The organism is Ruegeria sp. BE1, from assembly GCF_056538885.1.
This window is the reverse complement of record NZ_JBQFTY010000002.1, coordinates 292,248-312,778: the sequence shown is the minus strand read 5'-3', so window position 1 is coordinate 312,778 and position 20,531 is coordinate 292,248. Positions and strand designations below refer to the sequence as shown.

At 58.8% G+C, this 20,531-nt stretch carries 23 protein-coding genes; 11 read left to right on the top strand and 12 right to left on the bottom strand.

Annotated elements, in window-relative coordinates:
• Window positions 1-54 precede the first annotated feature (54 nt).
• The 3 genes from ACR0J5_RS07770 to ACR0J5_RS07760 are packed head-to-tail and all read left to right on the top strand — an operon-like array spanning window position 55 to window position 1,515.
• On the top strand, window positions 55-828 hold the full coding sequence (locus tag ACR0J5_RS07770) for a heme ABC transporter permease (protein WP_480652022.1): 774 nt from the start codon (window positions 55-57) through the stop codon (window positions 826-828).
• Complete coding sequence (gene ccmD, locus ACR0J5_RS07765; protein ID WP_480652020.1) at window positions 825-983, top strand: heme exporter protein CcmD; 159 nt, start codon at window positions 825-827, stop codon at window positions 981-983. Before ACR0J5_RS07770 ends, ccmD begins: the two co-directional genes overlap by 4 nt.
• Window positions 976-1,515: a DsbE family thiol:disulfide interchange protein gene (locus tag ACR0J5_RS07760; RefSeq protein WP_480652018.1), complete on the top strand. Its 540-nt coding sequence runs from the start codon at window positions 976-978 to the stop codon at window positions 1,513-1,515. Before ccmD ends, ACR0J5_RS07760 begins: the two co-directional genes overlap by 8 nt.
• A gap of 133 nt (window positions 1,516-1,648) precedes the next feature.
• Here the strand turns inward: ACR0J5_RS07760 and ACR0J5_RS07755 are convergent, their stop codons facing one another.
• Window positions 1,649-1,984 carry a TM2 domain-containing protein gene (locus ACR0J5_RS07755; protein ID WP_480652016.1) on the bottom strand — a complete coding sequence of 112 codons (336 nt, stop codon included), beginning with the start codon at window positions 1,982-1,984 and terminating at the stop codon, window positions 1,649-1,651.
• 121 nt (window positions 1,985-2,105) lie between these two features.
• A complete protein-coding gene (gene acnA, locus ACR0J5_RS07750; protein WP_480652015.1) occupies window positions 2,106-4,796 on the bottom strand; it encodes an aconitate hydratase AcnA in 2,691 nt (896 codons plus the stop codon).
• Between the two features lie 241 nt (window positions 4,797-5,037).
• Between acnA and ACR0J5_RS07745 the strand changes: the two genes are divergently transcribed.
• Window positions 5,038-5,739, top strand: a complete 702-nt coding sequence (locus tag ACR0J5_RS07745; protein WP_480652013.1) for a DUF1223 domain-containing protein — start codon at window positions 5,038-5,040, stop codon at window positions 5,737-5,739.
• Here the strand turns inward: ACR0J5_RS07745 and ACR0J5_RS07740 are convergent, their stop codons facing one another.
• The 4 genes from ACR0J5_RS07740 to purB form a co-directional block, all read right to left on the bottom strand.
• Complete coding sequence (locus tag ACR0J5_RS07740) at window positions 5,740-6,663, bottom strand: lysophospholipid acyltransferase family protein (protein ID WP_480652010.1); 924 nt, start codon at window positions 6,661-6,663, stop codon at window positions 5,740-5,742.
• Between the two features lie 81 nt (window positions 6,664-6,744).
• Window positions 6,745-7,833, bottom strand: coding sequence for a flagellar motor switch protein FliG (locus ACR0J5_RS07735; RefSeq protein ID WP_480652008.1), 1,089 nt, complete (start codon window positions 7,831-7,833; stop codon window positions 6,745-6,747).
• Between the two features lie 68 nt (window positions 7,834-7,901).
• Window positions 7,902-8,444, bottom strand: coding sequence for a tetratricopeptide repeat protein (locus ACR0J5_RS07730; protein ID WP_480652006.1), 543 nt, complete (start codon window positions 8,442-8,444; stop codon window positions 7,902-7,904).
• A gap of 193 nt (window positions 8,445-8,637) precedes the next feature.
• The gene (purB, locus tag ACR0J5_RS07725; RefSeq protein WP_480652004.1) at window positions 8,638-9,942 is read right to left on the bottom strand and encodes an adenylosuccinate lyase; all 1,305 of its coding nucleotides are present in this window, start codon (window positions 9,940-9,942) and stop codon (window positions 8,638-8,640) included.
• A gap of 89 nt (window positions 9,943-10,031) precedes the next feature.
• Here purB and ACR0J5_RS07720 point away from each other — a divergent pair, with 89 nt between their 5' ends.
• The 5 genes from ACR0J5_RS07720 to ACR0J5_RS07700 all read left to right on the top strand — a co-directional run bounded on the left by ACR0J5_RS07720 (window position 10,032) and on the right by ACR0J5_RS07700 (window position 12,524).
• Window positions 10,032-10,364 (top strand): hypothetical protein, encoded by a 333-nt coding sequence (locus ACR0J5_RS07720; RefSeq protein ID WP_480652002.1) that lies wholly within the window; start codon window positions 10,032-10,034, stop codon window positions 10,362-10,364.
• Window positions 10,361-10,783 (top strand): DUF6314 family protein, encoded by a 423-nt coding sequence (locus ACR0J5_RS07715; RefSeq protein ID WP_480652000.1) that lies wholly within the window; start codon window positions 10,361-10,363, stop codon window positions 10,781-10,783. Before ACR0J5_RS07720 ends, ACR0J5_RS07715 begins: the two co-directional genes overlap by 4 nt.
• Window positions 10,784-10,859: 76 nt before the next feature.
• On the top strand, window positions 10,860-11,447 hold the full coding sequence (locus ACR0J5_RS07710) for a biotin transporter BioY (RefSeq protein ID WP_480651998.1): 588 nt from the start codon (window positions 10,860-10,862) through the stop codon (window positions 11,445-11,447).
• A gap of 141 nt (window positions 11,448-11,588) precedes the next feature.
• Window positions 11,589-12,149: a hypothetical protein gene (locus ACR0J5_RS07705; protein ID WP_480651996.1), complete on the top strand. Its 561-nt coding sequence runs from the start codon at window positions 11,589-11,591 to the stop codon at window positions 12,147-12,149.
• A 12-nt stretch (window positions 12,150-12,161) separates the two neighbouring features.
• The gene (locus ACR0J5_RS07700; RefSeq protein WP_480651994.1) at window positions 12,162-12,524 is read left to right on the top strand and encodes a hypothetical protein; all 363 of its coding nucleotides are present in this window, start codon (window positions 12,162-12,164) and stop codon (window positions 12,522-12,524) included.
• A gap of 4 nt (window positions 12,525-12,528) precedes the next feature.
• On the opposite strand, the gene ACR0J5_RS07695 is transcribed toward ACR0J5_RS07700, so the two are convergent.
• Window positions 12,529-13,743 carry a bifunctional alpha/beta hydrolase/OsmC family protein gene (locus tag ACR0J5_RS07695; RefSeq protein WP_480651992.1) on the bottom strand — a complete coding sequence of 405 codons (1,215 nt, stop codon included), beginning with the start codon at window positions 13,741-13,743 and terminating at the stop codon, window positions 12,529-12,531.
• Between the two features lie 235 nt (window positions 13,744-13,978).
• Here ACR0J5_RS07695 and ACR0J5_RS07690 point away from each other — a divergent pair, with 235 nt between their 5' ends.
• Entirely contained in the window at window positions 13,979-14,170 is a 192-nt protein-coding gene (locus ACR0J5_RS07690) for a hypothetical protein (RefSeq protein WP_480651990.1), read from the top strand.
• Between the two features lie 5 nt (window positions 14,171-14,175).
• Here ACR0J5_RS07690 and dddP read toward each other — a convergent pair whose 3' ends face one another.
• Window positions 14,176-15,519 (bottom strand): dimethylsulfonioproprionate lyase DddP, encoded by a 1,344-nt coding sequence (gene dddP, locus ACR0J5_RS07685; protein ID WP_480651988.1) that lies wholly within the window; start codon window positions 15,517-15,519, stop codon window positions 14,176-14,178.
• 121 nt (window positions 15,520-15,640) lie between these two features.
• Between dddP and ACR0J5_RS07680 the strand changes: the two genes are divergently transcribed.
• Entirely contained in the window at window positions 15,641-16,381 is a 741-nt protein-coding gene (locus tag ACR0J5_RS07680; RefSeq protein WP_480651986.1) for a heme-dependent oxidative N-demethylase family protein, read from the top strand.
• 36 nt (window positions 16,382-16,417) lie between these two features.
• Here ACR0J5_RS07680 and ACR0J5_RS07675 read toward each other — a convergent pair whose 3' ends face one another.
• The 4 genes from ACR0J5_RS07675 to glnA all read right to left on the bottom strand — a co-directional run bounded on the left by ACR0J5_RS07675 (window position 16,418) and on the right by glnA (window position 20,521).
• Window positions 16,418-17,332 carry a hypothetical protein gene (locus tag ACR0J5_RS07675; protein ID WP_480651984.1) on the bottom strand — a complete coding sequence of 305 codons (915 nt, stop codon included), beginning with the start codon at window positions 17,330-17,332 and terminating at the stop codon, window positions 16,418-16,420.
• 198 nt (window positions 17,333-17,530) lie between these two features.
• Complete coding sequence (locus ACR0J5_RS07670; protein ID WP_480651982.1) at window positions 17,531-18,319, bottom strand: lytic murein transglycosylase; 789 nt, start codon at window positions 18,317-18,319, stop codon at window positions 17,531-17,533.
• Between the two features lie 66 nt (window positions 18,320-18,385).
• Window positions 18,386-19,015 carry an MSMEG_1061 family FMN-dependent PPOX-type flavoprotein gene (locus ACR0J5_RS07665; protein WP_480651980.1) on the bottom strand — a complete coding sequence of 210 codons (630 nt, stop codon included), beginning with the start codon at window positions 19,013-19,015 and terminating at the stop codon, window positions 18,386-18,388.
• A 99-nt stretch (window positions 19,016-19,114) separates the two neighbouring features.
• Window positions 19,115-20,521: a type I glutamate--ammonia ligase gene (gene glnA, locus ACR0J5_RS07660; protein ID WP_170354533.1), complete on the bottom strand. Its 1,407-nt coding sequence runs from the start codon at window positions 20,519-20,521 to the stop codon at window positions 19,115-19,117.
• Between the last annotated feature and the right edge of the window lie 10 nt (window positions 20,522-20,531).

Genomic DNA, 20,531 nt, shown 5'->3' with positions numbered 1-20,531 from the left:
AGACTTTGACCAAGGTCAATTGAGAACACACCCGACTCGGACTAGATAAAACACATGTCTATCGCAGCCAAAGCCAACGCCCTCTGGGAATATGCCAACCCGCGCAAGTTCCTTGCGACCAGCGAACGTGTGATGCCGTTTTTCTGGATCACATCAATCGCCTGCATCGTTGTCGGTCTGGTCTGGGGGTTCTTCTTCACGCCGGACGACTACAAACAGGGCTCGACCGTCAAGATCATATACCTGCACGTTCCTGCGGCGCTGATGGCGATCAATTGCTGGCTGATGATGCTGGCGACCTCGCTGGTCTGGCTGGTGCGTCGCCACCATGTCAGCGCGCTGGCCGCGCGGGCCGCCGCGCCGATTGGTATCGTCATGACGCTGATCGCGCTGGCCACCGGGGCGATCTGGGGGCAGCCGATGTGGGGCACTTGGTGGGCCTGGGACCCGCGTCTGACTTCATTCCTGATCCTATTCCTGTTTTACCTGGGCTATGTCGCCCTGTGGGAAGCGATCGAAGACCCCGATACGGCGGCTGATCTGACCTCGGTCCTCTGTCTGGTGGGGTCGGTCTTTGCGATCCTCAGCCGCTATGCGGTGAATTTCTGGAATCAGGGCCTGCATCAGGGCGCGTCCGTGATGCGCGCTGCGGCTGTCACCGGTGCGGATACCGAGGAAAAGGTCAGCAATATCTATTTCTATCCGCTGCTGCTGTGCATGATCGGGTTTGTCCTGCTGTTCATCGCATTGGTCCTGTATCGCACGGGCACAGAAATTCGCGCACGCCGGATTCAGGCGTTGCTGGCGCGGGAAAGGGTGAACGGATGATACCTGACCTGGGAAAGTATGCCGACACGGTCATGTGGTCCTATGTGGTCTCGATCGGCTTGCTGGTTGCGCTGGTCGCACTCAGCGTGATGCGCGGCCGCAAGGTCCGGGCCGAGATGGAGAAGGTCGAACAAAGGATGACGCGCAATGGCTAAGATCTCGCCCCTGATGCTGGCGCCGCCGCTGATCTTTGGCGCGTTTGCCGTACTGGCTGGCATTGGCATGTTTCGCGACGACCCTGATGCCTTGCCTTCAGCCCGTCAGGGCCAACCGGCACCGCCCGTTGTTCTGACGGAGTTCCCGGGCAAGGCGCTGTTTGACGATGCAACCCTGCGCGATGGTGAGGTCAAGCTGGTCAACTACTGGGCCAGCTGGTGCGCCCCGTGCCGCGCGGAACATCCCAACCTTGAGGCCCTTTCGGATGAGGGCATCCCGGTCTACGGCATCAACTATAAAGACCCGCTGGGCAATGCCGAATCCTTTCTGACGGAGCTGGGTGACCCCTACGCTGCTATCGGCCGGGATGAGCAGGGCCGCATGGCGCTGGACTGGGGCCTCTACGGTGTGCCCGAGACCTATGTTGTGGACGGCGAGGGAACGATCATCCTGCGCTTTGCCGGGCCGATCACCCAGCGCGTGATCGAAAGCACGATCCGCCCCGCATTGGAAAAGGCGGCTGGCAACTGACGCCGGGTTTCACATCCCTCAAATGCCACAAAGCGCGCGGCAGAGCTGCGCAACAAAAAAGGACGCCGCTTGGGCGTCCTTTTGCGTTTTCGATCAAACAGGTGCCGGGCTTTAATCAAACCCGATGCCTGTTTCATTTGGCGATGGTGTTCGCAGCAACCTCGTTGGCGATCAATGTGCGTTTCGCACTGTCATCCTGAGCAATCATGCCGGGGATCAGGAAGGCGTCGACCAGCATCCAGATGCCCAGAGGGATCAGCAGAACCAAACCAACCAGAAACGCGACCGTGGCCCAGCCGATGATGAACATCAGCAGCATCGCGACGGCGGTGCCTGTGCGGCCAAGATAAAAACGGTGCGCGCCAAAACCGCCCAGAAAGAACCACAGCAGATAGGCGACCACGGTTGATTTCTTTTCGTTGGTCAGGCGTTGCTCGACCAGCATTTGCTGCTCTGTTGAAAGTGCCATTAGACGTACCCTTTTCAATTATCTTTTTGAGATGTGAATCACCTATAAGATGAGCATCCGGAACAAGAAAACCCCGCCAGAGGCGGGGTTTGTGAAAGCTTTGTAAGTTGTGGCTTTTTCGTCAGCCAGCCTTGGCAAGGTTGCGTAGCACGTATTGCAGCACGCCGCCGTTCTCGATGTATTCGATCTCGGGCGCTGTATCGATGCGGCACTTGAGGGTGATGTTTGCCTCGCGCCCATCCGAATAGGTGATCGTGCAGGGCACCTCTTGCAAGGGTTCCACACTGTCCAGACCGTGGATCGAAACCGTCTCATCCCCGGTCAGACCCAGTGACTTGCGGCTGTCGCCCCCTGTGAATTCCAGCGGAATGACCCCCATGCCCACCAGGTTTGATCGGTGAATACGCTCAAAGCTTTCGGCGATCACGGCTTTCACGCCCAGCAGCGCGGTGCCCTTGGCCGCCCAGTCCCGGGACGATCCCGCGCCATATTGCTCACCGCCAAAGACAACCAGCGGGGTACCCTGTTCCTGATAGGCCATCGACGCCTCGTAGACCGAGGTCTGCTGCCCGTCCGGGCCCTTGGTATAGCCGCCTTCGACGCCGTCCAGAATCTCGTTCTTGATGCGGATATTGGCGAAAGTGCCGCGCATCATGACCTCGTGATTGCCGCGGCGCGACCCATAGGAATTGAACTCGCGCGGCTGCACCTGTCGGTCGATCAAGTACTGCCCCGCAGGCGTTTGCGTGGCAAACGACCCCGCAGGTGAGATGTGGTCGGTCGTCACCATATCCCCCAGAATCAACAGAACCTTGGCCCCGTCGATATTCGAGATTGTCCCCGGTTCCGGCCCCATGCCCTGAAAATAGGGTGGGTTCTGGATATAGGTCGAGGTCGGCGGCCAGTTATAAGTCTCCTGTTGCGGAACTTCGACGTCCTGCCATTTCTCATCACCCTTGAAGACATCGGCATATTTCGACTGGAACGCCTCGCGGGTGACGGTTTGCTGCACCAGTTCGGCAATCTCGCTTTGCGTGGGCCAGATGTCTTTCATGAAGACGTCATTGCCGTCCTTGTCCTGACCAATCGGTTCCGAGGTCAGGTCGATATCCATCGTGCCTGCCAGCGCATAGACGACCACCAGCGGCGGTGAGGCCAGATAGTTGGCGCGCACATCGGGCGAAATCCGGCCCTCAAAGTTGCGGTTGCCCGACAGAACCGAGGTGGCGACCAGATCGCCTTCGGAAATCGCCTCGCTGATTTCCTTCTGGATGGGGCCTGAGTTGCCGATACAGGTGGTGCAGCCATAGCCCACAAGGTTGAAGCCAATGGCATCCAGATGCTGTTGCAGGCCAGCGGCCTCAAGATATTCCGACACCACCTGTGAACCGGGCGCGAGCGAGGTCTTGACCCAGGGCTGGCGGTTCAGCCCCAGCTCATGCGCCTTTTTCGCGACCAAGCCAGCGCCGATCATCACATAAGGGTTCGAGGTATTGGTGCAGGAGGTGATCGAGGCGATCACGACCTTGCCCGATTCCATGCCGTATTCTTCGCCTTTGACCTCAACCTGCTTGCCCATGGGGCGTTTGAACGTCTCGGCCATTTCGCGGGTAAAGGCCGCTTTGGCGTTGGTCAGCGCCACATAATCCTGCGGACGTTTCGGCCCCGAGATGGCAGGTACGATGGTGCCCATATCCAGCGTCAGCGTGTCGGTGTAGATCGGCGCATAGTTCTCATCGCGCCAGAACCCGTTTTCCTTGGCGTAGGCTTCGACCAGTGCCAGACGATCCTCATCCCGGCCGGTATTGCGCATGTAGCGCAGGGTTTCGCCATCGATCGGGAAGAAGCCACAGGTCGCCCCATATTCGGGGGCCATATTCGCAATGGTCGCCCGGTCGGCCAAGGGCAGACGGTCCAGACCTTCGCCATAAAACTCGACGAACTTGCCGACCACGCCCTTTTCGCGCAGCATTTCAACGACCTTCAGCACCAGATCGGTGCCGGTGGTGCCCTCGACCATCGCGCCGGTCAGTTCAAAGCCCACAACCTCGGGGATCAGCATCGAGATCGGCTGACCCAGCATCGCGGCCTCGGCCTCGATCCCGCCGACGCCCCAGCCCAGAACCGCCATGCCGTTCACCATGGTGGTGTGGCTGTCAGTGCCGACCAGCGTGTCGGGATAGGCGACCTCATCCCCGTTCTGGTCAGTATCTGTCCAGACGGTTTGGGCCAGATACTCAAGGTTCACCTGATGGCAGATGCCAGTGCCGGGGGGCACAACGCGGAAGTTGTTAAAGGCCGACTGGCCCCATTTCAGGAACTGGTAGCGTTCCATATTGCGTTCGTATTCGCGATCCACGTTCATCTGAAACGCGCGCGGGTTGCCGAATTCGTCAATCATGACTGAATGGTCGATGACCAAGTCCACAGGGTTCAGCGGGTTGATCTTTTGCGCATCACCTCCAAGGCCCTTGATCCCGTCGCGCATCGCGGCTAGGTCGACCACCGCCGGAACACCGGTGAAATCCTGCATCAACACCCGGGCAGGGCGATAGGCGATCTCACGCGGGTTCTTGCCGCCATTGTTGGCCCATTCCCCAAACGCCTTGATGTCATCGACGGAAACGGAAAAGCCGTCATCCTCGAACCTGAGCATGTTCTCCAGCACCACTTTCAGCGCGGCGGGCAGGCGTGAGAAATCGCCCAGACCGGCCTCTTGCGCGGCGGGGATGGAATAATAGGAAATGGATTTGCCATTCACGCTCAGGCTGCGGCGTGTCTTGGCGGTGTCCTGTCCAACTTTAATGGGCATGTACTGGCCTCCCTCTCAAATACTTGGATGTTGGGATTCGCTATGAGTTTTCTGTCGCATGATTGCGGTTGGTTCAAGGTTAAGGTGCCTTGCTCTTGATTTGTATGCAAAAGTATACAAATCAAGAGCAAGTAACATAAAGTCTCAAGAAACCTTGATTGGTGGGTGAAGCGGAAAGCGGTTACACCATTCAGGCATCTTATAGGTTTCAGACAGAAAAGTTATCAGCCCGAGGTCACACATGATCAGATCCGCCGCCATCGCAACTGCGCTTTCTCTTGCCCTGACTGCCCCGGTAGCAGCAGAAAGTGATCCCGTGGTGATCGAGCTGTTTACGTCACAAGGGTGTTCATCCTGCCCGCCAGCGGACAAGCTTATGCACGAATTGGCCAAGCGTGACGATGTGATCGGACTGGCCCTGCATGTGGATTATTGGGACTATATCGGGTGGGAGGATGAATACGCCAAACCCTCTCATACCCAGCGCCAACGCGCCTATGCGCGGCAGGGCGGGCGGTCGATGATCTATACGCCACAGATGGTGATCAATGGTCAGCAAGACGTGGTCGGCGCGCAATCGCAAGAGCTTGAACGTATCATTGATGCCCATCTGACTGCGGCCCCCGAGGCCGAGGTCACGGCCTCACGCTCTGGCAACGAGGTGACGGTTGAGGTCACGCCGGTTGAGCTGCCTGAGGGGGCGACATTCGAAGTGCGCGTGGTTCAGTATTCGCCCATGCGCCATGCCTCGATCCGCCGGGGCGAGCTGGCGGGGCATGAGTTGGACTATGCTAATGTCGTCGAATCCTGGCAGGTGGCAGGGCAGTGGGACGGCGCTGCTCCGCAAGCGTTTTCTGCCGAGCTCAACTCGGACCTGCCAGCTGTTGTTCTGGTGCAAAAGGTCGGGCATGGCCCGATTGTTGCCGCCACTAAGGTCAAGTGATCAGGGCATATCCTCGGGCTGAACCCCCAGCCCGTTCCATGCCTTCCACCGGCGGTGAATCCAGAACCACTGACCCATATGCTGCCGAACCATGGCCTCAAGATCATCATTTGTGAATTGGGTCATGGTTTTGGGATCGGTATGCTCCACCGGGTCATGCAGAACGATCTCAAAATCGATGCCGTTGGGCTGACGCACCGCATAGCAGGGGATCAGGACCGCATTGTACTTGATCGCCAGTTCGGCATTCAGAACCGAGGTGACGGCGGGTTTGCCGAAAAAGGTCAGCTCTTCCCCGCCATGGGCATGCAGGTCTGACACGATGGCAATAATGCCGCCCTTTTTCAGGGACCGGACCATTTCCACCATGCCGCGGCGCCCCTGTTCGAACATGGGTGCGCCGGTTTTGTAGAACGCCTCGACATAGGCGTCGTTGAAATAGGGGTTGGCCATGCGACGGTACAGGCAACCGATGGGCTGGCCGCTGCGGGCTTGCAGGGCGATCCGGGCGGCCAGGTAATGCCCGAAATGGGCGGTGATCATCATCACCGGGCGTCCTTCTGCCAAAGCGGCATCAAATGCTGCGATGCCCGGGCCTGAGACCTTGGCCGTGCTTTGACGTTCCGTGAACCCTTCGGGCGAGAAATGCTCCATGATCGCGCGCCCCGCATTGTCGGGGACATCGCGGCAGATGCGCTTGACCTCAGCATCGGACAATTCGGGGCAGGTCAGTTTCAGGTTCTTGCGCACGCGCTCGGTAAAGCCGACCAATGGCGCAAGAGAGCGCACAATAGCCCCCATCGCAGCGATCCGACGTTCATAGGGCAACAGGCGCATCGCCCCGATCACGCCCTTCAGAAACAGGCCGGTGACATAGTATTTCCGAAGCGCCCCGCGGCTGAGCTCCGACTTTTCGACGGGCATGATCTGGTCTCACAGGCTGTTGATGTTCGGAGGCCAGACATACAAGGCGCATTCCCCGATCACAAGCGCTCCAATGGTATGTCAGTCTTCCGCGTCTTCGTCGACCAGCGTGATGGTTCCGTCATCTACAAGGGGGCGAATGGCCCCGACGATCAGCGTCATGGCGGCTTCGGCGTCTGATTGTTTGACCTTACCGCGCTCGCCGATCTCTTCCCGCAAATTGTCGGCCATGCGGGTGGACATGTTGGACAGCAGGAATTCCGTCGCGGCCTGATCATCCTCGGCCGATGAGCCCGCCAAGGCCGTCACCAGATCCGCCTGATCCACACCGCGCAGAATTGCCGGGACGTCGCGCGGCAAAATCCGAGCCGGAATATGCGCATAGGTAAAGATCGAGCGGCGCACGACGCTGGCGAAATCCGAATCCTCTTCGTCCAGCGCAGACAGAACACCGTCGCGGGTCGAGGCGGCGGATTGATTCAGGATCGATCCAAGCCGCGCACCGGGCCCATCGGCAAAGGCAAGCGAGGGCCTTTGGTCCAGTTGCGCAGCCAAGGACCAGCCAATCCGTTCCACGGCTTCGGGCGTGACATTGGCGGTTTTGGAAACGGCATAGGTGATCCGGCGCGCGATGGGGCCGGGCAGATGCCCCAAAAGCTCAGCCGCCTTGGCGGTGTCCAGTTTCGACAGCATGACGGCAGCAATTTCGGTGCTTTCGGCCTGAGCCATCGCGGCCAGATCTTCGGCGGGGATATCGCGCAGTCGTTGCCAAGGATCACCGATTTGCCGCACACCGGCCACCTTGCGCAACCGCGCGGCTGTGGCGGGTGCGATCTTGCCATCCACCGCATCCAGCGCCCCGGCAAGACCATGGGGAAAAGACAGCCCGATTCCATCCAGCGCCTCGGCAAATTCATGGGCCACGGCGTCCAGCGTAATCCGATCGACCAGCCCCATCTGCCCCAGTTGATGGGTCAATTTTTCCTGCAGCTCGTCAGGCAGTTCTTCCAGTGGGATGTCAGCGCCTTCGTTCAGCAACAGCCGGACAACGACCGCAGCCTTTTGCCGATTGCTGAGCGCGCGGGGTACGACACGGGGGGCGTCGTCTTTGAGATCGTGTACCGGAGCTGCCCCCGGTGCCACCTGTACCAATGAATGTGTGTCCTGCATCTGCCTGTGGTGCCAAAGTTCTGTTCCACAGGCAGATTACGGAGAGTCGGGTAAAGAAAGGCTGAAGCTTAGTAGTTAAAGGTCAGCCCGGTGCGGATAGCCTCGCGCAGCGACGCCTCGGCCCAAGTGCCTTCTCCACCGCGGGCCTTGATCTCGCGCCATTGTTCGATGGCCAGATCGGTTTTGCCCTCGGTCACGAAACCCTGACCCATATAGCTGCGGGCAAGGATGTTGTCGGGGTTGGCTTCGATGGCGTTGTTGTAGAAGACATTCGCCAGCTCAAGCTCACCCATTTTGCGGTAGGTAAAGCCCCAATAGGTCAGAACGCGATCGTCGTCCTGATCCATGATACGCAGAATGTTCTGCGCGTTCTCAAGCTGTCCGTCATAGGCCAGCTCGCGGACGGCCTCATAGAGTTCGTCTTGGGAAAAGTTGGTTTTGTCCGGCTTGACGCACCGCCCGGCCTCTTTGTCATAAACGCGGCCAAACAGGCATTTCTTGGTTGTATTGGTTGGCTTCGGGGCGGTGCTGCCACCGCCGCCTGCGGCATAGACGGCCGGGGTGAAGACAAGGGCCTGAAGGGCAATGGCAGAAGCTAGTACGAGACGCATTTTCCTACTCCGTTCTCTGGGCTGCTTAGACCAAGCATAGCGTGATCCGATAAAAAGCTAACAACCGCAGGCTCGCTTTTATTCACAAGTAGGAAAAATTTTCGTCTTTTCTGTTTCTTTCGCGCGGGTTTCGCACCCGGCCCAAGATTTTTCGACGAAAAATCTTTGCGAAGGGCCGGGGCGGTCGCTCGGGTTACTCGCCGAAGACGCGGGCAAAGATCGTGTCGACATGTTTGGTGTGATAGCCAAGGTCGAATTTCTCTTCGATTTCTTCGGGGCTGAGGGCGGCGGTGACATCGGCGTCGGCCAGCAGCTCTTCTTTAAAATCGGTGCGGTGTTCCCAGACCTTCAGCGCGTTACGCTGAACCATGGCGTACGCATCCTCGCGGCTGACACCGGCTTGGGTCAGCGCCAGAAGCACCCGCTGGCTCATGACCAGACCAGGGAATTTATTCATGTTTTCAAGCATGTTTTCGGGGAAGATCAACATCTTGTCGATCACACCGGTGAGACGGGCCAGCGCAAAATCCAGAGTGATCGTGGCGTCCGGCCCAATCATGCGTTCCACCGAGGAATGCGAGATATCACGTTCGTGCCACAGCGCCACGTTCTCCATCGCCGGGATTACCGCCGCACGCACCATGCGCGCCAGACCGGTCAGGTTCTCGGTCAGCACCGGGTTCTTCTTGTGCGGCATGGCCGACGAGCCCTTTTGACCCATCGAGAAGAACTCGGCCCCTTCCAGCACCTCGGTCCGTTGCATATGGCGGATTTCGATGGCGATGTTTTCGATGCTGCTGGCGATCACGCCCAGCGTCGCAAAGAAGGCCGCGTGACGGTCGCGCGGGATGACCTGCGTGCTGATCGGCTCGGGCACCAGCCCCAGCTTGTCGCAAACATGCTCTTCAACCGCGGGATCGATATTGGCGAAGGTGCCAACCGCGCCGCTGATTGCGCCAGTGGCAATTTCGGCCCGCGCGTCGCGCATGCGGGACAGGTTGCGGTCCATCTCGGCGTAAAAACGGGCGAAGGTCAGGCCCATGGTGGTGGGCTCGGCGTGGATGCCGTGGCTGCGGCCGATGCGAACAGTATCCTTGTGTTCGATCGCGCGGCGTTTCAGGGCGGCCAGCAGACCTTCGAGATCGGAGATCAGCAGGTCGGCGGCACGGGTCAATTGCACATTCAGGCAGGTGTCCAGCACGTCCGATGAAGTCATGCCCTGATGGACAAAGCGCGCCTCTTCGCTGCCGACATGCTCAGCCAGATGGGTCAGAAAGGCGATGACGTCGTGCTTGGTGACGGCCTCGATCTCATCAATACGCGCCACGTCGAATTCCACATCCTTGGCCTTCCACACGGCCTCAGCGTTTTCGCGCGGGATCACGCCCAGATCGGCCATCGCGTCGCAGGCATGGGCCTCAATCTCGTACCAGATGCGGAACTTGCTTTCGGGCGACCAGATGGCAACCATCTCGGGGCGGGAATAACGTGGAATCATTGGCGGCGGCACCTTATTGTGATTTGGCAGAGATCGATGCGGCGCGGTTTAAACCTGACCCGCCACAGGAACAAGGTGTGAGTGTGCATATGAGACGGTTTGCCCTGATTTTAGCGCTTTTCCCCGGTTTTCTGGCAGCGGAAGAGTTTCGACCGCTGAGCGGGGATGAGATTCAGCAGGCGTTGACCGGGCGCAAGCTGGGTTATGGCGCGGATGTCTGGCAGACATTTGATGCCTCAGGGGTGACCGACTATTTCTCGGGCGGTCCAAGCGCCGGACGTTGGGCGGTGCGGGGGGAGCAGTATTGCTCGGTCTGGCCGCCATCGTCGCTGTGGGCTTGCTATGATGTGCAGCGATCGGGCGATGTCATCCGGTTCATAGACAATCAGGGTGCTCGAACAGACGGTGCGTTTACGGAATGACCCTGCCGCAAACCCTGTCAGATTTCGAAGGACGCTGGTCCCTGACACGCACCATACGCGACGCGCGGGCAGGGCAGGTTGTGCAGGCCGATGGGGTCGCTCATCTGCACCGCACGGACGATGGGTTGATCTATGACGAAGAGGTCATCCTGCGCATCCCCGGACAGGCCGAGATGAAGGGCACCCGACGCTACCTGTGGCGCGGCGCGGGGGATCGGATCGCGGTTTACTTTGACGATGGGCGCTACTTTCACGGCCTGAAACTGGGAACGGATCGGGCCACTGACTATCATGATTGCGCCCCCGACAGCTATGATGCCGAGTATGATTTCTCGGGCTGGCCCCGCTGGAGCGTGCGCTGGATCGTCTCGGGGCCGCGTAAATCCTATGAAATGGACACGGAATTTGTTCTAAGATAGCGTAATCAACTTGAAGTGAGTGCCCTTAAAGGGCATTGCTTTCACAAAATTCCGTTCCGAATGGGGAGAAGTGAAAATGAATGCAAACGTACTGGCCAACGCCTTTGGCCCGCGCGAGGGCACTGCACTGCGCGTCAAGCAAGCGGCTCTGGTCGCACTGGGCATTGTTGTTCTGGCCGTTGCTGCGAAGATCAAAGTGCCGATGTGGCCTGTTCCGATTACGATGGGCACCTTTGCCGTTCTGACCATCGGCACAGCCTATGGTGCACGCCTTGGTCTGGTGACGATGCTGGGCTACCTGTTGGTCGGCGCGCTGGGCTTTGACGTGTTCGCGGGCTCTTCGGCCGAGAAATTTGGCCTGACCTACATGATGGGCGGCACCGGCGGTTACCTGGTGGGTTACCTGATGGCAACTGTCCTGCTGGGTGCGCTGGCAGCGCGTGGCTGGGACCGTTCGGTTGGCAAATTGGCGCTGGCGCTGGTTCTGGCAAACGTTTTGATCTATGTCCCCGGCCTGCTGTGGCTGGGTCAGCTGTATGGCTGGGACAAACCGATCCTGGAATGGGGTCTGACACCGTTCCTGCTGGGGGATGCGATCAAGCTGGCTCTGGCCGCGCTGCTGATCCCTGCAGTCTGGAAACTGATCGGTGACGCCCGGACCTGATTTCCGATAATTCTGTTCAGACAAACCCGCGCCCGGAGCGATCCCGGCGCGGGTTTTTTGTTGCAAGATGAATGAGATACTGGACAACACTGACCCAAACCGGGCAATCTGATGTCAAACAAATCATCAGGTTATTGAGATATGCGTATTTTATCTGGCCCAACCCTGGCGTCCTGCGCGGCGCTTTGGATTGGTGCAACCGCACCCGCCTTGGCTGAGACGCCGGTCACTTATACAGATGCAGGCCGTGTGCTTTTCAGCTTTGCGGTTCCGGACTTCTGGGCGGTGCGCACAGGCGGCCCGCGTGAGATTGAGGATACAGAGCTTGGCGATCTGCGCGCGGTGGCGCGGGTCATGGGGATCAAACCGGTCACGGATGACAATGTCTGGATGGGATTCGTTTCGCCCGCAGGGGTCGCGTCGATCGAGGGCGGGCTGCGGTATCTCGGCGATATCGACAAGTTCCTTGTTCAGGAACCGACTGTGACGGGTACGTCGGACACGCGCATCGGGGGACTGCCTGCCAAGGTGATCCGTGGCACCGGTACGCGTGACGGGCGCGGGATCAACTTTACCGCCACGGTTATCGACCTTCCCAATAACCGCGTCGCAGTGGTGGTCGCCATCCTGCGCGAAGGGGCCGATCCGGCGTATGTCGATGTTCTGAATGACGTTTTCACGTCGTTTCGGGCCCAGCGGTAAGGAAACATGCAGATGGTAACCAAACCTATCAAACGTCTGGTGCTTACTTTGGGCCTTGGTGCGGCAAGCTTTTCTTTGACGGCCTGTGACGGTGTCACGGTGGGTGTCGGGTACGGGTATGATCCGTTCTACGACTCGATGCTGTGGAACGACTATTACCACGATGTCGACGTGGATATTGACGTGGACCGCCCGGTGCGTCCCAGACCACCCGAAGGACGCCCCCCGGCGCGGCCAAATCCCCCTGTGGGCAAGCCGCCCGCGCGGCCAAAACCGCCGGTAGCGAAACCGCCCGCACGACCACGTCCTCCGGTCGCCCGACCCCCGGCGGCGCGTCCGCCGATCCATCGCCCGGCAGGACGCCCGCGCCGGTAAGGGGTCAGGTCAACAGCTCGGTTGTGATATGGGCAGATCCCTCAAGCGTTTTGTGAACCGGGCATTTGTCGGCGATTTCCAACAGCCGGTCCCGCTGTTCCTGATCCAGCGGACCCTCAAGGCGTATCTTGCGTCGGAACTGGTCGATTTTGCCCTCGCCGACAAGGCCAGCATCCTGCGCGTGGACCTTGTTGTGGCAGACATCCACGGTAACACCGGTCAGCGGCCATCTTTTGCGCCGGGCATACATGCGGATCGTCATTGATGTGCACGCGCCCAGTCCCGAAGAGACGAACCCATAAGGCGACATACCTTTGTCCGTGCCGCCGTAGGATTCAGGTTCATCCGCAACCGCGTGGTGACGGGGGCCGGATTGAATATCCTGCAGGAACCCTGCCGCATCCGCCTCGGTCACGCGCACGACACCTTCGGGTGCGCCCGGAGGCGGGGCCGGAGGGCACAGAGGGATATAGCGCCCGACCCAGGCCGCAATCACATCCGCCGCATATTCCGCGTCTGCGGCGCGCGTGATCAGATGATCGGCGTCGTCCAGTGTCACAAAGCTTTTGGGATGCTTGGCGGCCAGAAAGATCGTGCTGGCATTGTCGATGCTGACGGTCTCATCACGTGGTGCATGCAGGATCAGAAGCGCAGCCTTGAGATCGGCAATCGCAGGTGTCAGGGCGGATTCCGAGATATCGTCGACAAAAGCCTTGCCGATGCGGAAGGGACGACCGCCCAGCATCACCTCGGCCGAGCCCTCCTGCTCGATCTCGGGCAGTGCATCCGTGAAATGGTGCGACACGTGACCGGGATCGGCGGGCGCACCCAATGTCACCACGGCCTTTACGCTGGGGATGCCCGCGCGTGCGCGCAAAACGGCAGCTCCGCCCAGCGAGTGGCCGATCAGCAGCGACGGGGCCATGTCGCGGCCTGCCAGATACTGTGCAGCGGCAATCAGGTCATCGACATTTGACGTAAAGGTAGTGTTGGCAAACTCACCCCCCGAATGACCCAACCCGGTAAAGTCAAACCGCAGCACCGCAATGCCCATCGCTGCCAGTCGCGCAGCGACCCGGCGGGCGGCAGGAATATCCTTGGAGCAGGTAAAGCAGTGCGCAAACAACGCAGTAGACAGAACCGGCCCATCCGGCAGATCAAGGCGCGCAGCCAGTTGGTTGCCGTCGTGACCGGCAAAAGTAATGCGTTCGGTGGGCATAGCCATTCCTTACGTGTCGGGATGAGTGTAATAGTGTTTATTTCCGGCTGGTTGCTCAACCCCAATGTAGGATGCGTCACGGGAAGGTGAGTGGAAACTACACATTTTAATCAATGAGACCGCGAGTATAAATGTTCAAATTTGGTGATGAATACACACTCAAATATTCGTTTTAATTATTTTAATTCAGGCCCCATCTTGTCGTTATCACACCTGACAAGCCAAGGAGGCCCCAATGTCCCATACCGCATCCGCCCCGCGTGGCGTTGTTTTCCGCCCTGATCTGCTGATCATCATTGCCCTGACCGGAGTGCTTGGCTTTGCCCTGGGGCATGAATGGAAAATGGCAGCCCCGACCGAAATCGAGGCTGCCATTCCATCCGAAGACTGGCACGGGAATGTCCGGCGTTCAACCTGGCCGGACTAGGCCGCTTATTCCTGACCCATAAGTTGCGGGTCGAATGGATAGGTGGTGAGGTTCTCATACCCATCCTCGGTGATCAGAACCTGATCTTCCAGCTTAATCGAGAAGTCGCCGCCAACCTCGCCGACGGCGGCTTCGACACACAAAACCATGCCGGGTTCCAGCGCATAGTCGTACGATCCCGCAACCGCCTGATCCGGGTAGGCGACCAGCGGCCATTCATCACACAGACCAACACCGTGCATCAGGCAGCCATATTTCTGCGCCTGAAACTTGTCGTCCAGCTTATGCGCATTGGCGGTCAGTTCGGGGATGGTAACGCCGGGTTTCAGCATCTCCATGTTAGCCATGATATGTTCATGCGCGTGCTGCATGGCATAGACCATATCGGCGCGGGGCTTCTGATCCCCGATCCACCAGGTGCGCGAGATGTCGATGCAGATCCCGTATGAGCCGATCAGGTCGGTATCAAAGGCAATGATCTCATTTTGTTGCGTGATCCGTGGACCGCATTCCTGAAACCACGGGTTAGTGCGCTGACCCGAGGCCAGCAGGCGGGTTTCGATCCACTCACCACCGCGGCGGATGTTTTCAGCGTGCAGAACGGCCCAGATGTCATCTTCGGACGTCTTGCCGTCACCCACATTGGCGCGGGCGAACTTCTCCATCTCGGCAACGGCGGTTTCGCAGGCGTGGCTGGCGCAGCGCATGGCCAGAATTTCGTCCGGGCCTTTGATGGCGCGGGTCTTTTCGGTGACCTCTTCGCCCTCCATGATCTCGAACCCTTGCGCCTCAAGCGCGCGCAGGCCGTGCAGCATGATCTTGTCAACCGCCAGACGTTTGTTGCCGCCGCTATGCTCTTCGATCAGAACCCGCACTTCGTTCGAGAAGACATCGGCTGCCACGTCGACCTTGTCGCCCCGGTCGAAATAGAACAGGTCCGCGCCCGAGCGCTGTTCGCGCACCAGCGGGTTGAATGTCGACAGGAAGGGTGAGTTTTTATAGTCCCAGATAACCATGTAGCCGTCGGCACACAGCAGCACCGCGCGGAACGGGTTGTGGGTGTTCCACAGCTGCATATTGGTGCTGTCGGTGGCGTAGCGAATGTTGAGCGGGTCAAACATCAGCAACCCGCCATAGCCACGATCCACGATGGCCTGCGTCAGGCGCTTCCAACGGTGCTCGCGCATGCGGGCCAGATCGGGAAGGACCAGACCCGCGGCCTCCCATTCTGCAAAGGCCAGCTGGGTCGGACCGATTTCAATCCGGTCATTTTCATTCGGAGTACCGTCGCCAAGTGTCTCGCCCCTGGACGGGTCGATTTTGCGGGTGTCGCGGTAATGTTGATTCATAGTGGGTCTCCCTGCCTGAGCGGCAGAATGAAGAATCAGCGGCTGGTTGTCCCGAGAATATGCGACAGCGCGCCGGTCGTTTTCGACCCACGACGCCGCGGCGAAATGCTATGCATCCCTCATGAAGATTCTGCAGAAAACCATCCCCTATGATCCGCGAAACCCGCGCCCTTTGCCCGGCATCCAACCGGCCAATATGAAGGATTGGTTGCATCGCGATGACGCCTTTGCCGGTCAGATGCAAAGGCGCGAAGACATTCTGCGGGATCATCGCAAAGACGTTCTGGCAATGGATTCACAGGCTGAACCCGCCGCGCAGGAGCTGTTGGCGCTTGTGTTGGAGTGCGCCTATGGGGGTGCAACCGATCACGTGGCGCGGCCCGATGGTCGGCGCATTCAGATCGACCGGGATCAGCCGCTAGAGACGCTGTGCCTGCTGGTGCAAGAGGATTTCTGCATTCTTCAGAAACAAGGGGAGGAACATGTTCTGACCGGGGCAATCCTGTGCTTTCCAGCCAGTTGGCGTCTGTCGGAAAAATTCATGCGGCCGCTTATCGGCATACATGATCGGGTGGACAGTTATGACCCCAATGTCGCACGCCGTGTGCAACGTCTGTTCGACGGGATACAGCCGGGGCGCCCGCTGTGGCGATTCAATGCGCTGTGGTACGCGGATGCCGAACTGTATCAACCCCGCAGCGCCAGTGACCCGCGCGACATCAGCGACCCGCAAGCGACGCAGTTTATGCGCAGTGAGCGCCAAACCCTCGTGCGCTTGCCACACACACAGGCAGTGGTTTTTTCGATCCACACCTATGTCCTGGATGCCGAAGATCTGCCCAAAATGGAAAACCCCGCCTGATGGCGGGGCCTCCAAGGAGGGTCTTAGGGGTAAGTGCTACATGCCCAACACGCTGGCGACGCCGGCAAATGCTCCGCTTGTGCTGAGAGCGGAGATTGCAACAGTGTAGGCAAGTACCTGAGTGTTCAGGCGAAAATCTTCACCCTTTATCAGGTTCACAGCGGCCACAGAGACCGCGATGGGCACGGACACGCTGGCCACGGCACCGGTCAATCCCCAACTGGTCAGTCGCAGGATATCGCTGGGTTTGTCGTGGTCGAGGGGGCGCGTGCCTTCGTCCTCATCCTTAGGCTGCTCGATAGGTTCCGTCCGAAAAGCGATGCTGAGCAACTGCTCATCAGACAGCTGGATCGGCCGGGCTGCTGGTGCCAGCGCCCGTTTTTGTGCCTCATCCAGGTCTTCTGTTTCAGTGATGTCCAGCCCCGCGAAGGGGCCTGTCACTGCCTCGAAAATCTGTTTTCTGTCTCGTGGTTTTGAAGGCGTCAGCGTGTTGAACGCGCTCATGAATTGTTCGGTGGTCAGTACGGTGTTGGGCGACAGCCACTCAATACGACGCGTGGCGCAGATATCGACCATCCGGTACAGCATGACCACAAGCATCAGCTCGGAAATCTCGCTGTCATCCAACAGGGGAGAGACGGGAGAGATTGTGACGGTCAGTCGGTTTTTGGGCAGGGTGGCGACCTGCTTTTGCATGGTTTTCAGACCTGCGGCGCGATCCATGCGCTCAAACCGGTCGCCCGAGCCGGGAACCTGCGTGTCAAGGGTCAGGCGAACCAGGTACTGGCTGCAGACAATGCTGGCTTCGGTGTCGCTCAGCATGCTTTTGCGTTCGACCAGATGCCCGTAATCCTGCAGGGTCGCGGCTACGATGCTGCCGAACCGTTCGATTTCGCCATCGGTTTCACCGTCGAACTGAAGACCACCATGATAGTTGTGCTTCGGGCTCACTGCGCTGTCCTTTGTCGTAGCTTGTCTGAGAAACAGGTTAACGACCGAGTTGGGGCAGATTTTGGCGAAAATGGAAAAAAATCAAAAATCGAAGGGATTGATTACACTATGGAAACCTAGACATTTTAGGGGCCACTTAATGTCTGTGGCAGAAATGTGTCGGTATTGAGGTCCATTGCCGCCGAAAACTGGCGTAGATCAGCCGTCGATTCGGGTTGCCATAATCGCAATGGACTGCTGGTAGACCGTGGCGGCATTCCATTCCTGAATAACCGTGAAATTCGGTTGCCCGGGCTGATAGCCACGGCCCGGTTTCCAGCCTTTTTGCCGCAGAAAATTGGCGGTTGAGGCCAGCGCGTCCGTCATGTTGTAGAAATCCACCTGACCGTCGCCCGTAGCATCGACGCCAAAGGCCAGCGCATTGCCGGGCAGGAACTGAGTATGCCCCAATTCTCCATGCTTGGCCCCCTTGGTTGCGGTCGTAATGCTGCCTTGATCCACCAGTTTCAACGCCCCGATGGCATGGGGGATAAAGAACTCGGATCGGCGACAATCATAGGCCAGAGTGGTTATTGCTGACACAACCTGACTGTCGCCCATGAAGTTCCCAAAGCCGGTTTCCATTCCGTGGATCGCAATCAGAATCCCGCTTGGCACTCCATATTGACGCTCAAGCGCGGCGTAGAATTGCGGGTTGCGCGCCTTACGCTTGCGCCCCTGCGCGACGATCGTGTCGGCCCCGCGCACACGCATGAATTTGTCTAGCGAGTACTTGAAGCTCTTCTGATTACGGTCCGCTGCAATGGTGCGGGTGGCATATTGCGTCTGCGCCAGCGCCTGCAGTCCCTTTTTCTTAACACCCGCCCGTCGCGCCTGTTTCGCGAAATCCTGTTTCCAAGCTTCAAACCCGCTGCTGGTGTTTCCGCAGGGGGCGGCGGCTGCAAGTGTCGGCAGGGAAAAGGCAAGGATCAGTGCAAAACGTAACATCGGTGAAATCCGTTCAAATGAACTGCTGGAATCAGGGTACGCCGCATCCCACAATGTTCAAAGCCGTTAATACAGATCCAGTTCGCCCGTCCCTTTCAGGCTTTCGAACCATTCGTCCGGCGTTTTGTTGATCTTGGCATGCTTGACCATCATCGCATTCATGTTCGGCAGCTGTGATGAGTCTGGCCATGCGTCCGGTTGCCAAAGGTTTGCGCGGATGACGCATTTTGGACAATGGGCAAAGACCGTGTCGACCCGAACCAGCAGGGCCAGTTTGGGCGCGTGTTTCTGGATTGCCATTTCGTTCAACAGTTTCGGATCAGCGCAGATCCGGGCGGTTCCGCGAATGCGCAGGGTCTCCATCTTGCCTGGAACGAAAAAGATCAGACTGACGCGGGGGTCCTCAAGGACGTTGTGAAACGTATCGACACGCTTGTTTCCGGGCCGATCCGGAATCGCGATCAGCGTGTCCGAGAGCACCTCAACAAACCCTGCCGGGTCGCCGCGCGGCGAGATGTCCAGGTGGCCGCCGGGATTGGCCGAGGCGATCAGGCAAAAGGGCGAAGCAGCGATGAAGTCGCGGCACATCTGATCCAGCGCAGGCAGTTCCTTGGCGATGATTTGGGGCAGGGGCGCGCCGGTGAGACGTTCCAGGTCTTCGGCGGTGGTCACGAAGTTCGAGAATTCTGTGTCCATGCGATCTCCTCCTGAGGTTAACTGTGGAAGATCGGTCCGAACGAAACAAGGGCGCCCGATTGGGCGCCCTAGAAAGAATTTTCGTCGAAAATTCTTGGATCAGCAGCTGTAGTACATGCCGTATTCTACAGGGTGCGGCGTGTGCTCGTAGGTTTCGACCTCTTCCATCTTCAGCGCAATGTAGCCGTCGATCTGGTCTTTGGTGAACACGTCGCCCTGCAGCAGGAAGTCGTGATCGGATGCCAGAGCTTCCAGAGCTTCGCGCAGCGAACCACATACGGTCGGGATGTCGGCCAGTTCTTCGGCCGGCAGATCGTACAGGTTCTTGTCCATGGCTTCGCCCGGATCGATCTTGTTCTTGATGCCGTCCAGACCAGCCATCAGCAGAGCTGCAAACGCCAGGTAGGGGTTCGCTGCCGGATCGGGGAAGCGGGCCTCAACGCGCTTGGCTTTCGGGCTTTCGGTCCACGGAATACGGACACAACCCGAACGGTTACGGGCCGAATAGGCGCGCAGAACAGGGGCTTCGAAACCCGGGATCAGACGCTTATAGCTGTTGGTCGACGGGTTGGTGAAGGCGTTCAGGGTCTTGGCGTGCTTCAGGATGCCGCCAATGAAGTAGATCGCTTCGTCCGACAGGTCGGCATATTTGTCGCCAGCGAACAGCGGCTTGCCGTCTTTCCAGATCGACATGTTTACGTGCATGCCGGTGCCGTTGTCACCCGCGATCGGCTTCGGCATGAAGGTGGCCGATTTGCCGTAGGCGTGGGCAACGTTGTGGATGACGTACTTGTACTTCTGCAGCTCGTCGGCCTGTTTGGTCAGGCTGTCAAAGATCAGGCCCAGCTCGTGCTGACAAGATGCAACCTCGTGGTGGTGCTTGTCGACCTTCATGCCCAGACGCTTCATGGTCGACAGCATTTCCGAACGCAGGTCCTGCGCTTCGTCAACGGGGTTCACCGGGAAGTAGCCACCCTTGACGCCCGGACGATGGCCCATGTTGCCCATCTCGTATTCGGTGTCGGTGTTCCACGACGCGTCGGTTGCGTCAACTTCGTAGGATACCTTGTTGATGCTGTTCGAGAAGCGGACGTCGTCAAACAGGAAGAACTCAGCCTCGGGGCCCATGTAGGCAACGTCGCCGATGCCGGATGCCTTCAGGTAGGCTTCGGCTTTCTGCGCCGTACCGCGCGGGTCACGCTCATAGGCTTCGCCAGTGTCGGGCTCAACGATCGAGCAGTGCAGGCAGATGGTTTTCTCTGCATAGAACGGATCGACATAAGCGCTTTCGGTGTCGGGCATCAGTTTCATGTCTGAGGCTTCGATCGACTTCCAGCCTGCGATCGACGAGCCGTCGAACATGAAGCCTTCTTCCAGGAAGTCTTCGTCAACCTGATCAGACATGATGGTGACGTGCTGAAGCTTGCCGCGCGGGTCGGTGAAGCGGATGTCGACGTATTCCGCGTCTTCGTCGCGGATCAGCTGAAGAACTGCGTCCTTGCTCATACTCTCTATT

Coding starts and splice junctions, on each gene's coding strand:
- ACR0J5_RS07770 (WP_480652022.1), top strand. CDS start 55: ATGTCTATCGCAGCCAAAGCCAACGCCCTCTGGGAATATGCCAACCCG.
- ccmD (WP_480652020.1), top strand. CDS start 825: ATGATACCTGACCTGGGAAAGTATGCCGACACGGTCATGTGGTCCTAT.
- ACR0J5_RS07760 (WP_480652018.1), top strand. CDS start 976: ATGGCTAAGATCTCGCCCCTGATGCTGGCGCCGCCGCTGATCTTTGGC.
- ACR0J5_RS07755 (WP_480652016.1), bottom strand. CDS start 1,984: ATGGCACTTTCAACAGAGCAGCAAATGCTGGTCGAGCAACGCCTGACC.
- acnA (WP_480652015.1), bottom strand. CDS start 4,796: ATGCCCATTAAAGTTGGACAGGACACCGCCAAGACACGCCGCAGCCTG.
- ACR0J5_RS07745 (WP_480652013.1), top strand. CDS start 5,038: ATGATCAGATCCGCCGCCATCGCAACTGCGCTTTCTCTTGCCCTGACT.
- ACR0J5_RS07740 (WP_480652010.1), bottom strand. CDS start 6,663: ATGCCCGTCGAAAAGTCGGAGCTCAGCCGCGGGGCGCTTCGGAAATAC.
- ACR0J5_RS07735 (WP_480652008.1), bottom strand. CDS start 7,833: ATGCAGGACACACATTCATTGGTACAGGTGGCACCGGGGGCAGCTCCG.
- ACR0J5_RS07730 (WP_480652006.1), bottom strand. CDS start 8,444: ATGCGTCTCGTACTAGCTTCTGCCATTGCCCTTCAGGCCCTTGTCTTC.
- purB (WP_480652004.1), bottom strand. CDS start 9,942: ATGATTCCACGTTATTCCCGCCCCGAGATGGTTGCCATCTGGTCGCCC.
- ACR0J5_RS07720 (WP_480652002.1), top strand. CDS start 10,032: ATGAGACGGTTTGCCCTGATTTTAGCGCTTTTCCCCGGTTTTCTGGCA.
- ACR0J5_RS07715 (WP_480652000.1), top strand. CDS start 10,361: ATGACCCTGCCGCAAACCCTGTCAGATTTCGAAGGACGCTGGTCCCTG.
- ACR0J5_RS07710 (WP_480651998.1), top strand. CDS start 10,860: ATGAATGCAAACGTACTGGCCAACGCCTTTGGCCCGCGCGAGGGCACT.
- ACR0J5_RS07705 (WP_480651996.1), top strand. CDS start 11,589: ATGCGTATTTTATCTGGCCCAACCCTGGCGTCCTGCGCGGCGCTTTGG.
- ACR0J5_RS07700 (WP_480651994.1), top strand. CDS start 12,162: ATGGTAACCAAACCTATCAAACGTCTGGTGCTTACTTTGGGCCTTGGT.
- ACR0J5_RS07695 (WP_480651992.1), bottom strand. CDS start 13,743: ATGCCCACCGAACGCATTACTTTTGCCGGTCACGACGGCAACCAACTG.
- ACR0J5_RS07690 (WP_480651990.1), top strand. CDS start 13,979: ATGTCCCATACCGCATCCGCCCCGCGTGGCGTTGTTTTCCGCCCTGAT.
- dddP (WP_480651988.1), bottom strand. CDS start 15,519: ATGAATCAACATTACCGCGACACCCGCAAAATCGACCCGTCCAGGGGC.
- ACR0J5_RS07680 (WP_480651986.1), top strand. CDS start 15,641: ATGAAGATTCTGCAGAAAACCATCCCCTATGATCCGCGAAACCCGCGC.
- ACR0J5_RS07670 (WP_480651982.1), bottom strand. CDS start 18,319: ATGTTACGTTTTGCACTGATCCTTGCCTTTTCCCTGCCGACACTTGCA.
- ACR0J5_RS07665 (WP_480651980.1), bottom strand. CDS start 19,015: ATGGACACAGAATTCTCGAACTTCGTGACCACCGCCGAAGACCTGGAA.
- glnA (WP_170354533.1), bottom strand. CDS start 20,521: ATGAGCAAGGACGCAGTTCTTCAGCTGATCCGCGACGAAGACGCGGAA.